Source organism: Bacillus sp. ISL-7, assembly GCF_018613065.1.
Map to the genome: position 1 here is coordinate 259,163 of NZ_JAGGQW010000035.1, position 15,778 is coordinate 274,940.

Here is a 15,778-nt window from a genome sequence, read left to right on the forward strand (position 1 = left end):
AGGATCCCTAGTTTTCTAAAAACATAGGAATAAATGAAAATCCTCCGTTGCAATCGAGGGGTTACGAACATATTAATCATCTCCTGCCTTAATTAATTATATTCGCCATTTCAAACAATGTTTCCTTCAACCAAAAAAAATTCTTATGGATAATATTTTAACCCCATAGCAAGAACACGCTGGGAGGGAGCTGAGCCACTATACTTGTGTAGAAACAGTAATATGGGTTGATCTAAAATCTTCAACACTAATTGACAGTTTTCAATAGTATGGTAGTATATTAATATCAAAAAATACTTTAGCGCTTAAAAGCGTCTAAGCAAAAAAGATAAGTGGGTAGGAATAACATGAAAAATAATCATCAGAACTTACAAAAAGGATTATTACCGAGGCATGTCCAGTTTATAGCCTTAGCTGGTATGATTGGTACGGGGATTTTTAAAGGGAGTTCCGACACTTTGGCGATTGCAGGACCGAGTGTTGTAATTGCTTATTTAATTGGCGGTCTTTTACTATTTATCATAATGGCTGCCTTAGGGGAAATGGCGCTTGCTTTTCCAAATTTAAATGTACAGCATTTAGTAAACAAAGCATTTGGATTCCAAGTTTCGTATATCGTGGGATGGCTTTACTGGATCAACTGGATTCTTGTTACGGTTGTTGAATTATTAGCAGCGGGAAGTTTCCTACAATTTTGGTTTCCTACAATACCATTATGGGTGTTAAGTTTCCTTTGCGCAGTTATAATCGTAGGAATTAATTTAACTCAAGTAAAAAATTATGGGGAACTTGAATTTTGGTTTGCTGGAATTAAAATCATAGCGCTGATAGCGTTTATTATTTTAGGCTTTTCACTCCTATTAGGAATTATTCCAAGCTCGATCCAGGATCCGCTCGCTAACTACACAGCACACGGCGGATTTTTCCCGCACGGAATGGGTGGAACTTTCAGCGCCTTTTTAGTGGTCATGTTTTCGTATGGTGGTGCGGAGTTAATTGGGATCGCTGTTACCGAGACAAAGGATGCTGAACGAGTATTGCCAAAGATTATTAAAGGGGCAGTTTGGCGTGTTATTATTTTTTATATATTACCAATACTAATCATTTGTGGACTCATGCCTTGGGACAAGGTTACGGGTGCAGACAGTCCCTTCGTTCAGGTCTTCAGTACAACAGGGTTACCCGGAGCAGCACATATTATGAATTTTGTCCTGCTGACAGCCGTACTGTCCGCTGCAAATTCAGGTATTTATGCGACATCCAGAACGCTGTTTTCTATGGCACAAAGTGGCGTTGCGCCTAGGGGGTTAGCAAAACTCTCTGCAAAGGGAATTCCATTAACAGGAATAATGCTAACAAGTATATGTATACTAGCAGGTGTTTACCTAGCCTATCTAACACCTAGTGAGGTAATCGGCTATCTCATGACCATTCCAGGGTTTACAGTCATGCTCCTCTGGATTAGTATTTGTGCTGCACAGTTAAAACTAAGACCACTTTACAAAAGTCAACCGGCATTTAACGTAAAATGGTTTCCATATACGACCATCTTCGCCATTGTATCTTTAAGTATTATCTTTATTGGATTTGTGTTTAATCCAAATAATCTAATTGGTACGACCGTTAGCTTGGTAACAATTGGCTTTCTAATCATTCTCTCTTTTATTGTTAGACGAAATGGTACGAATGAAATCATCGCTTAAAAAATAATACAGAAAAGGCCATCAATTCACTTGCTGGCCTTTTTTGCTTTTTCAAAGAGAAAGCTTTGAAAAGTACTCGATCACATACTGACGAAATTCTTGTCCCGCCTCAGATAAATAACGCCTCTTTGACCAGCCTAACCCAATGGTCCTTTGGCATTTTGGTTCAATGATTCTCAGTTTGTTTGGAAAGGGATTCGTATGATGGAGCCACGAAATTTCTGGAATAAAAGCAATCCCTAAACCTTGTTTAACTAAATCCCCTATCACCCCCGGCTCATCTCCTTCAAAAGCAATGTTTGGAACAAATCCTGCCTTACGACAAAATTCATCTGTTAAGTTTCTAAATCCGAAACCAGCATTCATACCGATAATAGGCTCGTCCTTTACTTCATTAAGAAAAATTTCTTTTCTCCTTGATAAACGATGTTCTGGGGGAACAATTAAGTAGATTTCTTCAGTCATTAGCGGTTCCCAGACGATATCCGTCCCCTCAATAGGCACGGATGAAATACCAAAATCAATCTCCGCCTTTTCCAGCCGGCTTTTCATTGAGGAGGTTGACTCTAGGACTTGTTGAAATTTAATTTCAGGAAAAAGCTTTAAAAAAGAACTCAATAACTCAGGAAGGACTCTTGGAATACTGACCGCTAAAGTAATTTGCGTTTGCCTTTGATGAGATCTTTCCGCAATTTCTCTTTTCCCTTCATTTAATTCTAAAAATATCCGATTCACTCGATCTAAAAAGAGTTTTCCGTAGTCGTTTAACCGGAGCTGTCGATTTTTCCGATCAAATAATGGAACACCCAAATCTTCCTCTAATCGTGCTATGGTTTTACTTAAAGAGGGTTGGGCAATTTGAAGTTCTTCTGCGGCTTTGGTCATATGCTCAAGTCTGGCAACTGTTTGAAAATACTGTAATTGTAAAAACTCCATCAATTATGCCCCCTTATCAATAGCTTGAAAGCTACTAAATAATAACTAATTATATATTATACAATATACGTAAAAGTATTTATCATTGTGGTTATGTAAAAAACTTAAATGTAAAGGGGTCATTATGAAAGGAATTCACTTAGTATTTAGGGATTTAAAGATGATGTGGCATCATAAGCACGGAAGGATTGCCTTAGTGTTCCTATTAATCGTTCCGTTAATTTATTCTGGTTTCTTTCTTGCTGGTTATTGGAATCCCTATGGACGGTTAGATCAACTTCCTGTCGCTGTCGTCAATCTAGATCATGGATCGATGATGGATAACAAGTCGATTGAGGCAGGTCAGGAATTTGTCAAAAACTTAAAAGAAAACAAGGATCTCAAATTCTATTTCCTCTCTGCAAAGACCGCAAACCAAGGTTTGAAAGACGGGAAATATTATATGGTTCTGACGATTCCAAAAGATTTTTCACAAATAGTTAGTACATTAATGGATGAACATCCCGAGCAGGCAAAACTAAATTTTAAAATAAATCCAGGAAAAAACTTTGTTGCCTCACAAATTAGTACGACCGCAACGGAAGAAATGAAGACAAAAATAGCAGCTAGCATCACGAAATCCTACGCAGATGGCGTATTTTCAAAGTTTGTTGAATTAGCAGAAGGCTTACGTGATGCCGGCGATGGTGCTTCAAAAATTAATCAAGGAACAATCGATGCTAAGAATGGAATGATCCAGCTGTCAGATGGTGTCGACCGCTTAAATGATGGTGCAAAAAAGTTAGAGGATGGAAGTCAGCGGCTTTCAAACGGTCAACAAAAATTGACTCATGGGCTTGCCGGTTTAAAAGAGGGCTCACTAGCACTTTCTAATGGCATGGAAAAGCTTTCTGAAGGTCATGCAAGTGTAGAAGTTGGGATGGAACAATTAACAGAAGGCATGCAATCTTTGGCTTTGAATAGTGAAAGGTTATCTCAAGGTCAAGCAGGGGTGAAAAACACGACAGATGAATTATCGAAAGCAGTAGAACTATTTTTACAAAATCACCCTGATATGAAAAATGATCCTACCTTCCAACAAATTGCTGCCATGTCAACCGGCCTATCAAAAGCAGCTGATTCATTGAGAAGTGGTCAAGTCCAACTTGCTCAAGGGGCAAACAAATTAGTTCAAGGACAAACAAAAGTTCAAGATGGTATGACAAAGCTTGGCGATAAAATGGATGATGCTGCCACCGGGGCAAACAAATTATCTGAGGGAACCGTACAATTTTCCAATGGTTTCGTTCAATGGAAAAATGGTTTTTCCTCTTTAAATAATGGAATAGTTGATTTAGCAAACGGTGGAAGTAAATTAAATAACGGCACCAATCAGTTAGTAGATGGTTTGGATCAATTGAGCGTTGGTTCAGACGAGTTAGCCACAAAATTAAATGATGCTGCTATGCAAACGTCTAGTATCCATAATAATAACCAATTAACCTCGATGTTCTCAGAACTTCCGAATTATGGGACTGGAATTACCCCCTATTTTCTATCTTTAGCATTTTATGTAGGTGGAATAATGGCAGCTAACATCCTTCCATTAGGACGCAGACAAGATCTTAAGGTTAATGGAACAGAGCATTTTATTAATAAACTCGGACTTAAGTACTTAATCGCATTAATACAAGTGTTATTTGTCGATTTGGTAGTCCTTTTCGGATTCAAAGTACATGTGGTAAGTGTTCCCTTGTTTATTGTATCCAGTGTCATTGTCTCCTTAACCTTCATGACGGTCATCCTTATGTTAGTGACATTGTTTGGTGTTGCAGGGAAATTTATGGCTGTCACACTATTGGTTTTACAATTAGCTACATGTGGTGGAACATTCCCGGGTGAATTGAGTAATCCTATCCTAAGCAAGATCGGTAATGTTTTACCAATTGCCCATTCATTACGGAGCTTTCAAGATGTTATCTCCCTAGGGGATTGGTCCCAACTACAACAGCAAATACTAATCTTACTTTTCTACCTAGTAATAGCGGGGGGGATTGGATGGGTGACAAGTCATCTGCAACATTCCAAGACTGCCGTGGAGACCTCTCATTAAAAACTAAAAAAGTGATACCCAAAATTTACATGGGTATCACTTTTTTATTCTTTTTTGTCTTCTGGCTTTTCAATTGCCGGATGGAGATGTTTGATTTCCTTCACATCCGACTCAACAAATAGCCGAAGTGCTGAGAGCTTATTTTCCCAGAATAACTCAAAATATTGGAGCCAATCCTTTAGTTCGTTTAAAGGCTCCGGCTCAAGTTTGTACCTTGTTTCCCTGCCGGCTTTCCGTTCCTTAACCAGCCCGGCATCAGCTAATACACGTAAATGCTTGGACACAGCGGTTCGGCTTATCGGAAAGTGTTCACTTATCGCCGTGACAGGCATCTCTTCCTTGCTAAGAAGTTTTAACAGCTTTCGCCTTGTTGGATCAGCGATGGCTTGAAAAACATCATGCTTTGCCGATGAAGCCGCCATTTATGCCTCAACATATGCTTGCAATTTTTTCACAAGACCTGCCCAGCCCTGATTCATGTTATCGCGGATCGGAGTATGCGGAGCACCGAATTCTGTAACTTTGTTAGCGTCCCAGCCACCATGGATAAGAGTTAACTCTGTTTTATCATCCAGTTCTTTTAATTCAAAAGTTAGTGTCCAATCTTTTCCCCAATTAAATGAAAGTTTGTTAGGCGGATCGACATGTGTTACCTTACATGGCGACATACCAAATTGCGCTGCATTTAAGTGAAATTCATGACCTTCAACTGGTTGAAGGTCATTAGGCATGAACCACGCACCCAGACCTTCTGCTGTAGCTACTGCATCCCATACTTTAGCAATTGGAGCATTGTAAACGACTGTATACTTTATATCTTCTAATGTTGCCTGTGACTCATTTCCCATTTTAATTGCCTCCCCGAATTGTGCTGCGATTATTACTTCATTACGAAACCATTTGGTTTCACATTAAGACTATATAACACCATTTGGTTGCACGTCAAGCATTTCTTTTTTAAAAGAAAAACGGTGACTTCACATTAAGTAAAGTCACCGTAATTTTCATTCAATATACTTTCATCCCATAATTATTACAAATCAAAATATAGGATAAGCAGTAAAATATGCTACTTTTAATATTAATCAATCTGCTAACTTTCCATATTAAAATAAAAATTGGGGTAATAAATATGATAAATACTCAATATTTACGAAGAATTAATCTGAAAAGAGATGAAATTTCTTCTTTTAATAAATATCCCTTTAACCTGCCCAGTTTGCGAGGCTTAGACGAACTAGCTTTTCATCCGAATGTTACTTTCCTGATCGGGGAGAACGGCATGGGTAAATCCACCCTGCTTGAAGCGATTGCGGTTGCTCTTGGTTTTAATCCAGAAGGCGGCTCTTTTAATTTCAATTTTTCAACCTATGATTCACATTCTCCTCTTGCAGACTATCTCAAAGTAATAAAGGGTATCGAAAAACCTAAGGATGGATTTTTTCTGCGCGCTGAAAGTTTTTATAATGTTGCTTCTAATATTGAGGATCTGGATAAAGGAGGCGGCGGAAGAAGGGTCATTGAATCATTCGGAGGTGTTTCCCTGCATGGACAGTAGCATGGTGAGGCCTTCTTTGCCACGTTTCTTCATCGGTTTGGCGGTAATGGGATATACATTTTAGATGAACCAGAAGCAGCCCTCTCCCCACTGCGGCAGATGTCGATGCTGACAAGGATTCATGATTTGGTGAAAGAGAACTCCCAATTTATTATTGCTACCCATTCGCCAATCATCATGGCTTATCCTAGTGCGAAAATCTTTGAATTTACAGAAGAAGGAATTATTGAAAATACACTTGAGGAAACGAATCATTATCGGATTATGAAACAATTTTTTGATGATAAAAATAGAATGCTGCATCATCTGTTAGATGATTAAAAATTTGACTTTGAAAGGCTGCTTTCTCAATCACCATTCGTTTCGGTCACGTAGACACCTTCTACGTGACCCTTTTTGCTTCAACCACTGTTTCGGTCACGTAGACGCCTTCTATGTGACCCTATCCTTGGCTAGACACCTGGTTCGGTCACGTAGACACCTCCTACGTTACCCTATCCTTGGTTAGACCCCTGGCTCGGTCACGTAGACACTTCCTACGTTACCCTATCCTTGGTTAGACCCCTGGTTCGGTCACGTAGACACCTTCTACGTGACCTATTCTTAGTTAGACCCCTGGTTCGGTCACGTAGACACCTTCTACGTGACCCTATTCTTGGTTAGACCCCTGGTTCGGTCACGTAGACACCTTCTACGTGACCCTATTCTTAGCTAGACCCCTGATTCGGTCACGTAGACACCTTCTACGTTACCCTATCCTTGGTTAGACACCTGATTCGGTCGTAGACGCCTTCTATGTGACCCTATCCTTGGTTAGACACCTGGTTCGGTCACGTAGACACCTCCTACGTTACCCTATCCTTAGTTAGACACCTGGTTCGGTCACGTAGACACTTCCTACGTTACCCTATTCTTGCTTCAACCACTGTTTCGGTCACGTAGATACTCCTACGTGACCCATTATGACTCTGTTCCAGTAACATAGATCCTTAATTAATGACTTTTCCTTCGGCTCCATTACTATTGGATAATATTTTTCCCATAAAAGATTTCATCCATCTCAATCTTTAATCGCTCCGTGATTTCAATATGTTCATCAGGTGAAAGCTTATCTTTTGTATATCCAAACAAATAGTTATTTAAATCGAATTCACGCAGCTTGCATTTTGTGTGAAAAATATGTTCCTGATAGACATTAACGTCAATCATATCGAATAATTCGCCGACATCTTCAGGGATGTAATTCTGAATCGAATTTATTTCATGATCAATAAAGAGCTTATGCCCTATCTTATCCCTTGTAAAGCCGCGGACCCGATAATCAATTGTCATCACATCTGTTTCAAATGATCGAATTAAATAATGAAGGGCCTTAAGGGGCGAAATTTCCCCGCATGTCGAAACATCAATATCTGCCCGAAATGTGCTTATTCCTTCATCAGGGTGGAATTCCGGATATGTATGAACCGTGATATGACTCTTATCTAACTGAATCACCACCGATTCCGGCAGCGGTCCAGGAGATTCCTCAAAGGACTCAGACGGCGCATTCGCAACTGGACCCTCTGATACCAATAGAGTCACGCTCGCCCCGGCTGGTTCAAAGTCCTGACTCGCCACATTTAACACATGGGCACCGATTATATCTGATACGTGGGTTAAAATTTTTTGCAGCCTGTCTGCACTGTATTGTTCATCTATATACTTCAGATAGGCTTCACGTTCTTCCCTCGTTTTTGTAAAACAAATATCATACATATTAAAACTTAACGATTTCGTCAAGTTATTAAAGCCGTGTAACTCAATAGCCTGCTCGTGTGTAAGTCTCATGACAGTTCCCCCTTAAAATTAAGGTATCCTTTGCAAGTAAATATTATTAAGATACCCAGAGTTCTACCTAGTTACTAATTTTTTAAAAAAGTTCCCTTTCTTAATTATAATTATTATCATTTAATATTTACTTTTAAATAATATGTGATATAATTAATTCAGATAAGAAATTAGGAGGAATGCTAAAATGACCGTTGAACAAGTAATCAACCAACAAATTGCAAACTGGAATATACTATATACTAAATTACATCGTTTTCACTGGTATGTGAAAGGTCCTCACTTCTTTACCTTACATGCCAAATTTGAAGAATTATATGAGGAAGCAGCAGCGACAATTGATGAGTTTGCTGAGCAATTATTAACCATTGGCGGCAGTCCCAGTTCTACCCTTAAAGAATATCTTCAACTTGCAACCATTGAAGAAACCAGTGAAACATTAACTGCTGAAGAAATGGTTCAGACAATTGTCCATGACTTTTCCTTAATCATTGATGAATTAAAAGCTGGGATGGAAGTTGCTGAACAAAACAATGACGAGGTAACCAGTGATATGTTTTTAGGCTTACTCGGTAAACTCAATAAACATAACTGGATGTTACAATCTTTCCTACAGGCTTAATTGAAAATAAACGTTATATCTAGGACAAGCTGATTGCTTGTCCTTTTTTTCATGCGATTGAGTTTAATTTTTCCAAAATGAAAGGTCTTTGCTATTATTAAATCAAGAATAGATTAAATAAAATATGGGAAGTGAAACCCCTAATGAAGTTGTTAACACCTATCTTGACAGTCATTTTCTCTTTTTCTACACTATTAACTGCTTGTGATTCGGAACAGATTCATCCAAGTAATAATGTACAGCAAAAGCAAAATGGCCTACAGCCTAAGGAAATAAACCAATCCTATTTAAAAAAGCTCGATAATATTAAGGATTTGGCTCAAAAAGGAATGGTGAAGGATTGTCCATTTAATGCGCTTGATCGCACAATCGAACAAGTTAACTCTGAATGGGGTGAACCCGACAAGGTTGATCAGGCAGGTTCTGGCACCTATGCCACCTATGACAATAAAAACATCGTTTTAGGCTATAACAAGGCAGGAGAAATTTTCGACGTTCGTTCCTATGATGCTGACCTCAAAGAAATTACAGACAAGATGGTGATCAGATCATTCGGGCAGCCTACGGAAATACGAGACAATAATAATGAAAATATTTATGTTTATGAATTGAATCAGGAAATTCAGCTTAAGTTGATTTTTCCGAAAAGTAGTAATGTGATTGATCATATTTCTGTTTTTAACCCAAAAAGATCTACCATCACAGCATCAAATAACGAATACATCCTTGATGTAAAAGGAAACTCCAATCAGTTATCAGAATCAGCTTGGGCTTCGATGCAAAAATGGCGGAAAGATATCGTCCTCTTTGCTAAAAACCAAGAGGGTGTTTATATTAATGGCCCTGATAAAAAACAGGTGGCCCTAACGTTTGATGATGGACCTGATGAAGTAATCACACCGGCAATCATTGAGATTTTGGCAAACCACCATGTAAAAGGAAACTTCTTTTTTATTGGCAGTAAGGTTAATAAGCATCCTGATGTTGTAAGGGATGCCTTTAAAAATGGAAACCTAGTCTTAAGCCATAGCTTTAATCATGTGGAATTAACCAAATTAGGCTTAAGCGCTACTAGACTCGAAATTGATCAAGCTGGGAAAGCAATTAAATCAGTTATTGGCAAGGAGCCGGCTATTCTTCGTACACCATATGGAGATACAAATGTACAGGTGGCAGAGGTTGCAAAACAAGAGGGCTATTCCATTGTCCTCTGGTCCATTGATACCCTGGATTGGTCCCAAATGGATTCAAAAAATATCATTCGCAATGTGATCGATAATCTTCGAAACGGTGACATTATCTTAATGCACTCCGATTCCGATAAGAGTGAGACCAAAAAAGCCTTACCACTCCTCATAGAAGAATTGCAAAAAAGAAATGTTGAAATTGTCGATTTAGAAACAATGTTGAATGTGAAGGCCTATCAATAATCAACCAATAAATGAGAATATGGATTCGCTGATTGAACTTATTAAAGGCAAGAAAATTTCATATTCACGCTTTAATAACGTTATTTCATAGCGAAATTTTTTATTAAAAGGAAAAAGCAGCTATTTTTTTAGCTGCTTTTTCCTTTTTAAGATTATTTTACTTGATATTCTCGCAATAATTCTACTTCTTCGTCTGTCAGTTCCCGATATTCACCTAACTCCAGTGTCTCATCCAACGGCAAGGGGCCCATTGAAATCCGTTGGAGATAAACCACTCTTTTACCAACAGCTTCAAACATTCTTTTCACTTGATGAAATTTACCTTCCGTGATGGTTAGCTCAATGTCAGAACGGATAGCGGATTTTATTATTTTCAACTCACCTGGCTTTGTTTCGTAGCCATCATCTAAGGTAACTCCATTAGCAAACGCCACAACATCTTCTTCCGTCACTTCACCATCGATGACAGCAAAATACGTTTTCGGAACATGCTTTTTCGGTGAAAGTAATCGATGTGCCAACTGACCGTCATTGGTGATCAGTAGTAAGCCTTCTGTGTCCTTATCCAATCTGCCAACAGGAAACGGTTCATAGACCTGATCCTCAAGTTCTAATAAATCGATAACCGTTTCAGTAGAGCTATCTTCTGTCGCTGATAAGACCCCTTGAGGCTTGTTCATCATTAGATAGATAAATTCTTTATATTCAATAACCTCACCATTTAAAGTCACGGTTTGTTTGGTCGTATCCACATGCTGTTTTGCATCCTTGACTACCACATCATCAACCTTGACCGCACTACTTTTTAAAAGCTGCTTCACTTCTTTTCGGCTGCCATAGCCAAGATTAGCTAGCATTTTATCAATTCTCAACTGTCCCATCTCCTTTTTAAGAAGATTTTTAAAATCTTAACCTTAGTTTTTGCTTGATTCGATCGACCCTGTCACCAAATAAACGGTTCACTAGTCCTGATTTCAGGCCCAAGTAAAAATAGATGACGGCGCCCACTCCGGCACTTATCACGATAAGCAAGACGGATTGACCCTTTGATGCAGGAGAAAGGAATAGTAATAGTAATTTATAAACAATTTCTGTTCCTGCCCACATCAATCCTGCGAAGATGATAATTAATAAACTCCTCCGCCATACCAGCCGGAAACGATAGCCGGAGAATGTCTTAATCACAATTAAATTAATGACAATCGCTGCCGTATAACCAAGCGCGGTGGCGAGAACGGCCCCTCTTGTTTCAAACATTTTAATTAATGGAATGTTTAGCGCAAATTTTATTAATAAACCCACAAGCAAGCTTAAGATGGTAAAGCGCTGTTCGTTAATTCCCTGCAATATGGCTGCTGTGACAGAATAGAGTGAAAAAAGAATCGCAACAGGTGCATAGGCGCCTAATACTTGTGTCCCTAGATTATCATGCTCATAAAAAGCTGTGTAAACCGGTTCGGCCAATAACGAAAGACCGATAGCAGCCGGTAATGTTAAATAGAGCAAAACTTGAAAGGTTTGGTTTAATTGCCGGTCCATGTTTTTCTGATCATTCTCTACAAATGCCTTTGTAATACTCGGTATGAGTGTTAAAGAAAAGGCCGTTGCAAGTGATACAGGAATGATGACAATTTTATGTGACTCGAAATTTAATATACCAAAGGCCGCATCAGCCACCTGCTTTGCATTGCCCATTACGGACATCGCCCGGTTGAAGGTAATTTGATCGATAAATTGAAATAACGGATTGGCAATCCCGACAAAAACGAAGGGCGCTGCGTATAAAAGAATTTCTTTATAGATTTCCTTTAAAGAAATTTGGCTGGTCCCTTTATCATGTTCAAGTAGCTCGTCCAAATAGGGTTTTCTTTTATACCAATACCAAAATAAAACAACTAATCCTCCGATAGCACCGACAAATGCTGCAAAGGTGGCAACGCTAACTGCCGAAACAATAGTGCCATGTAAAAATTTCAGAACAACATAGGCTCCTGCAAGTGTAAAAATAATTCGTACGATTTGTTCAACAACCTGTGAAACAGCCGAAGGTCCCATTGATTGATGTCCCTGAAAGTAACCTCTGATTAAGCTCATAATTGGCACAACGATCAATGCAAAACTAACAGCCCGAATAACCGTCGTAACATTGGCCAGTTGTCCTTTACCAGGATGACTTAATTCAGCTAACATAGGTGCAGCGGAATACATCACTAAGAATGCCACAACCCCAGTCAACAACATAACCACTAGTCCCGATTTAAAAAGCTTTCGGCCAACGGCATACTCTTCAAGTGCATTATATTTTGCAATGAATTTTGAAACAGCCAGCGGTACACCCGCCGTTGCAATACTGATAAAAATGGTATATGGGACATATGAAAATGAATAAAGCTGCGTCCCGTGTTTCCCAACAATTTGATAAAACGGAATAACATAAATTAATCCAATAACCTTAGATAGTATTGTTCCAAACGTTAAAATAAATGTTCCTCTTAAAAGCTTTGACTGCATAGAATCCCTTCCTACCCGAAGAAATACGTGCGCTTCTTCACAAATAATTCGACTTTTTTTGCACACTATTAGTAGTTTACAACTTCTTTCTCTCAGACGCTACTAACTTCCAAGTTAAATTTATGAAAAAAGGTCACATTCGTTTTATTTTGATGATAAATGTTTATAATGGAGTGACGGATTAAAGTAAAGTTGGTGGAAATATGGATTATGATGTAATTGTCATCGGCGGCGGACCTTCTGGGTTAATGGCGGCCATTGCAGCTGGTGAAAAAGGCGCAAAAGTACTATTAATTGATAAAGGAGACAAACTCGGCAGAAAGTTGGCTATTTCTGGAGGTGGTCGCTGTAATGTGACCAATCGCCTGCCAATCGAGGAAATCATCAAGCACCTGCCGGGGAACGGTAAGTTTTTATATAGTGCTTTTTCAATCTTTAGTAATGAAGATATTATTAAGTTCTTTGAAAAATTAGGTATCGAATTAAAGGAAGAGGATCACGGGCGGATGTTCCCCGTTTCCAATAAGGCTCAATCTGTCGTTGACGCCCTATTAAATCAGTTAGAAAAGCTTCGTGTCAGGATTTTCAAAAATAGCCCTGTAGAGGACCTTTTCTATGAAAATGGAACCGTTTCTGCCCTCTTGTTGAAAGATGGTCAAAAATTATCAGCTAAATCGATCGTGATTGCCGTTGGGGGAAAATCAGTTCCACATACAGGTTCAACTGGTGATGGGTATGCCTGGGCGAAGAAAGCCGGTCATACGATTACGGATTTATTTCCAACTGAAGTCCCTGTCACCTCGAGCGAACCATTTATTAAAAATAAAGCCCTTCAAGGTTTATCACTAAGAGACATTGACTTAAGTGTTTTGAATCCGAAAAGTAAGCCGATTATCTCGCACCGCATGGATATGATTTTTACCCATTTTGGAATCAGCGGACCTGCCGTGCTACGCTGCAGTCAGTTCGTAGTCAAAGCTATGAAAAAGTGGAATTTAAAAGAAGTAACCATGAGCCTTGATGCCTTACCAGACAAAAAAGAGGAAGAAGTTTTTCAAGAAATTCTTGCGCTTGTTAAAAGTGAGCCTAAGAAAAGCATTAAAAATACACTAAAAGGGCTAGTCCCTGAACGATATCTTCTATTTCTATTAGAACAAAATGGGATTGACCCATCTGAGCAAGGCGGCACGATTTCCAATGAAAAAATTCGTAGTTTTTCTAAGAGCTGCAAGCAATTCCTGATAAAAGTAAATGGCACCTTGCCTCTTGAAAAAGCTTTTGTCACTGGCGGCGGTGTGTCTGTTAAAGAAATCGAGCCACAAACGATGGGCTCAAAATTAATGAACGGTTTATATTTTTGCGGTGAAATCCTTGATGTACATGGTTATACAGGCGGGTATAATATTACCTCTGCCCTTGTAACTGGAAGATTAGCTGGTACCAATGCAGCCCTGTCTGCAAAAAACAAAAAGGTCTGACTATTTGTCAGGCCTTGTAAATTATCATCGCGGAAAAACAATAAATCTGCTCCTCTTCTTCTTCCTCCGGCATTGCTGCCACATTATATTTAATATCGAGCAGGCTTGTTTCATCTATCCCTCTTAAAAACCGATTCATTTCCTTTTCTAAATCCTTCTCATGCTCCCGATCAAACAATTTAACCTGTATCACTTTTCTCTCTCCCTCTCTTTTTTACTATCATTATTAACAACTTATCTGAATTTTAAAAATAAGCAGACTGAAAAATTAAGGTTATTTTAAGATTCAACTTGTAAACTCCTTTTTAGAAAGACAGTTTCACCTATAGGAAGGAGCATTAAAAATGGATAAAAAACAAAAAATCTCTTGGGGCGTTAGTTTTGGGAGTTTGGCATTAGTAGCTGGAATGGTATCCTATCTTAGTCTATCAAATGGCGATCAAGCGAGCAATCAAGTCTCACTTACTCAAGGGCAATCCTCAAATAATAATTCTAATCAGCAATCACAGGATAGCTTTAATACACAACAACGTACTGACCATGGCAGCGACTTTGATCAATCCTTTGATGACAGTAACTCATCGCAATACAATCAAAATGATGATTCTAGTGATCAGTACTCGAATAATAATGATCAATTCAATGGAAACAGTAATCAACAGGATCAATTTTCAAATGGCGGCGGACCTGAAATGGGACATCAAGGCGGCTTTGACACGACTACAGGTGGAACCTGATGTTTACCTACCAGTTCCCCTCCATGAGTACTATTGTGAATATCTCTATTAATCATGAGTTATTTGCCAACGATATGATGCCCATCTACAAGCTATTTGAATTGATAGAGGGTACGTGCAGCCGTTTCCGCTCCGATAGTGAACTATCAGGATTAAATCAACAAGTTGAAAAAGAAGTCATCGTTAGCGATGAGATGTTTTCAATCTTATCAGACGCTCTTCGATTTTTTGAAGAAACGGAAGGTATTTTTAATCCTAGCATTCTATCGACGCTTGAAAACCACGGCTATTCAAAATCGATTGAAATGATAAAGGGGAAAGAGTTAGCAGTAACTCCCCCTTCATCAATGGCTGCGATAAGTTCGCAACCTTTTATACTAAATGAAAGTAAACGGTCCGTAACCCTATTATCAAAAATCGATCTTGGGGGAATGGCCAAAGGCTGGGTGATTGATCGTGCCGCACTGCTTTTAGATAGGTTGAGCTATGGCTTTATCAACGTGGGTGGTGATATACGCATTTTCGGCACGTTGCCACGACCATTAAATATCGGGATCGAGAGTCCATTTGCCGAACCAACGATGATTTCTTCGATTCAGGTTCAAAATGGGGCGCTTGCGACGTCCACAACCATGAAAAGAACATGGCGGATCAATGGAGAGTGGACGCATCATTTGATTGATACTCGAACAGGAAAACCTAGTAAAAGTAAGATTGTATCGGCAACAGTGACAGCCCCTACTGCTTTGGAAGCTGACGTTTGGGCAAAAACGGTTCTTTTACTTGGTAAACAGGCTGGTCAAGAGTGGATAAATAGAAAAAGTGTCCAGGCTGTGTTAATTACTAAAGACGGAGATATTTGGGGAGGAGGAGAGTAACTT

The 15,778-nt window shown here is 39.0% G+C and carries 14 protein-coding genes and 1 pseudogene; 8 read left to right on the forward strand and 7 right to left on the reverse strand.

Annotated features, from left to right (window positions below; genetic code table 11):
* Window positions 1-347: 347 nt before the first annotated feature.
* Window positions 348-1,703, forward strand: a complete 1,356-nt coding sequence (locus J7E66_RS14525) for an amino acid permease (protein WP_215001133.1) — start codon at window positions 348-350, stop codon at window positions 1,701-1,703.
* Window positions 1,704-1,754: 51 nt separating this feature from the next.
* Here J7E66_RS14525 and J7E66_RS14530 read toward each other — a convergent pair whose 3' ends face one another.
* Window positions 1,755-2,639 (reverse strand): LysR family transcriptional regulator, encoded by an 885-nt coding sequence (locus J7E66_RS14530; RefSeq protein WP_215001135.1) that lies wholly within the window; start codon window positions 2,637-2,639, stop codon window positions 1,755-1,757.
* A gap of 124 nt (window positions 2,640-2,763) precedes the next feature.
* Here J7E66_RS14530 and J7E66_RS14535 point away from each other — a divergent pair, with 124 nt between their 5' ends.
* Entirely contained in the window at window positions 2,764-4,731 is a 1,968-nt protein-coding gene (locus J7E66_RS14535) for a YhgE/Pip domain-containing protein (protein WP_215001137.1), read from the forward strand.
* Window positions 4,732-4,775: 44 nt separating this feature from the next.
* On the opposite strand, the gene J7E66_RS14540 is transcribed toward J7E66_RS14535, so the two are convergent.
* Together J7E66_RS14540 and J7E66_RS14545 are read right to left on the reverse strand one after the other, a co-directional pair.
* A complete protein-coding gene (locus J7E66_RS14540; protein WP_215001139.1) occupies window positions 4,776-5,153 on the reverse strand; it encodes an ArsR/SmtB family transcription factor in 378 nt (125 codons plus the stop codon).
* Complete coding sequence (locus J7E66_RS14545) at window positions 5,154-5,579, reverse strand: SRPBCC family protein (RefSeq protein ID WP_168245371.1); 426 nt, start codon at window positions 5,577-5,579, stop codon at window positions 5,154-5,156.
* Window positions 5,580-5,863: 284 nt separating this feature from the next.
* Here J7E66_RS14545 and J7E66_RS14550 point away from each other — a divergent pair.
* A pseudogene (locus tag J7E66_RS14550) lies at window positions 5,864-6,610 on the forward strand (AAA family ATPase).
* A gap of 699 nt (window positions 6,611-7,309) precedes the next feature.
* On the opposite strand, the gene speD reads toward J7E66_RS14550, so the two are convergent.
* Complete coding sequence (speD, locus tag J7E66_RS14555) at window positions 7,310-8,119, reverse strand: adenosylmethionine decarboxylase (protein ID WP_215001141.1); 810 nt, start codon at window positions 8,117-8,119, stop codon at window positions 7,310-7,312.
* 187 nt (window positions 8,120-8,306) lie between these two features.
* Between speD and J7E66_RS14560 the strand changes: the two genes are divergently transcribed.
* Window positions 8,307-8,741 carry a Dps family protein gene (locus J7E66_RS14560; protein WP_215001143.1) on the forward strand — a complete coding sequence of 145 codons (435 nt, stop codon included), beginning with the start codon at window positions 8,307-8,309 and terminating at the stop codon, window positions 8,739-8,741.
* Between the two features lie 143 nt (window positions 8,742-8,884).
* Complete coding sequence (locus J7E66_RS14565; RefSeq protein ID WP_215001145.1) at window positions 8,885-10,171, forward strand: DUF4309 domain-containing protein; 1,287 nt, start codon at window positions 8,885-8,887, stop codon at window positions 10,169-10,171.
* 152 nt (window positions 10,172-10,323) lie between these two features.
* On the opposite strand, the gene J7E66_RS14570 is transcribed toward J7E66_RS14565, so the two are convergent.
* Entirely contained in the window at window positions 10,324-11,052 is a 729-nt protein-coding gene (locus J7E66_RS14570; RefSeq protein ID WP_215001147.1) for a 16S rRNA pseudouridine(516) synthase, read from the reverse strand.
* A 19-nt stretch (window positions 11,053-11,071) separates the two neighbouring features.
* Complete coding sequence (locus tag J7E66_RS14575; RefSeq protein ID WP_215001149.1) at window positions 11,072-12,682, reverse strand: putative polysaccharide biosynthesis protein; 1,611 nt, start codon at window positions 12,680-12,682, stop codon at window positions 11,072-11,074.
* Between the two features lie 203 nt (window positions 12,683-12,885).
* Here J7E66_RS14575 and J7E66_RS14580 point away from each other — a divergent pair, with 203 nt between their 5' ends.
* The gene (locus J7E66_RS14580) at window positions 12,886-14,160 is read left to right on the forward strand and encodes a BaiN/RdsA family NAD(P)/FAD-dependent oxidoreductase (RefSeq protein ID WP_215001151.1); all 1,275 of its coding nucleotides are present in this window, start codon (window positions 12,886-12,888) and stop codon (window positions 14,158-14,160) included.
* A 7-nt stretch (window positions 14,161-14,167) separates the two neighbouring features.
* On the opposite strand, the gene J7E66_RS14585 is transcribed toward J7E66_RS14580, so the two are convergent.
* The gene (locus J7E66_RS14585; protein WP_168245378.1) at window positions 14,168-14,353 is read right to left on the reverse strand and encodes a sporulation protein Cse60; all 186 of its coding nucleotides are present in this window, start codon (window positions 14,351-14,353) and stop codon (window positions 14,168-14,170) included.
* A gap of 151 nt (window positions 14,354-14,504) precedes the next feature.
* Between J7E66_RS14585 and J7E66_RS14590 the strand changes: the two genes are divergently transcribed.
* Window positions 14,505-14,897, forward strand: coding sequence for a hypothetical protein (locus tag J7E66_RS14590; protein ID WP_215001153.1), 393 nt, complete (start codon window positions 14,505-14,507; stop codon window positions 14,895-14,897).
* Window positions 14,897-15,775 carry an FAD:protein FMN transferase gene (locus tag J7E66_RS14595; RefSeq protein WP_215001161.1) on the forward strand — a complete coding sequence of 293 codons (879 nt, stop codon included), beginning with the start codon at window positions 14,897-14,899 and terminating at the stop codon, window positions 15,773-15,775. Before J7E66_RS14590 ends, J7E66_RS14595 begins: the two co-directional genes overlap by 1 nt.
* The last annotated feature ends 3 nt before the right edge of the window (window positions 15,776-15,778 follow it).

Bases quoted from the DNA above. Each gene is read 5' to 3' on its own strand.
- J7E66_RS14525 (WP_215001133.1), top strand. From the start codon at position 348: ATGAAAAATAATCATCAGAACTTACAAAAAGGATTATTACCGAGGCAT.
- J7E66_RS14580 (WP_215001151.1), top strand. From the start codon at position 12,886: ATGGATTATGATGTAATTGTCATCGGCGGCGGACCTTCTGGGTTAATG.
- speD (WP_215001141.1), bottom strand. From the start codon at position 8,119: ATGAGACTTACACACGAGCAGGCTATTGAGTTACACGGCTTTAATAAC.
- J7E66_RS14570 (WP_215001147.1), bottom strand. From the start codon at position 11,052: ATGGGACAGTTGAGAATTGATAAAATGCTAGCTAATCTTGGCTATGGC.
- J7E66_RS14545 (WP_168245371.1), bottom strand. From the start codon at position 5,579: ATGGGAAATGAGTCACAGGCAACATTAGAAGATATAAAGTATACAGTC.
- J7E66_RS14575 (WP_215001149.1), bottom strand. From the start codon at position 12,682: ATGCAGTCAAAGCTTTTAAGAGGAACATTTATTTTAACGTTTGGAACA.
- J7E66_RS14560 (WP_215001143.1), top strand. From the start codon at position 8,307: ATGACCGTTGAACAAGTAATCAACCAACAAATTGCAAACTGGAATATA.
- J7E66_RS14565 (WP_215001145.1), top strand. From the start codon at position 8,885: ATGAAGTTGTTAACACCTATCTTGACAGTCATTTTCTCTTTTTCTACA.
- J7E66_RS14535 (WP_215001137.1), top strand. From the start codon at position 2,764: ATGAAAGGAATTCACTTAGTATTTAGGGATTTAAAGATGATGTGGCAT.
- J7E66_RS14530 (WP_215001135.1), bottom strand. From the start codon at position 2,639: ATGGAGTTTTTACAATTACAGTATTTTCAAACAGTTGCCAGACTTGAG.
- J7E66_RS14595 (WP_215001161.1), top strand. From the start codon at position 14,897: ATGTTTACCTACCAGTTCCCCTCCATGAGTACTATTGTGAATATCTCT.
- J7E66_RS14540 (WP_215001139.1), bottom strand. From the start codon at position 5,153: ATGGCGGCTTCATCGGCAAAGCATGATGTTTTTCAAGCCATCGCTGAT.
- J7E66_RS14590 (WP_215001153.1), top strand. From the start codon at position 14,505: ATGGATAAAAAACAAAAAATCTCTTGGGGCGTTAGTTTTGGGAGTTTG.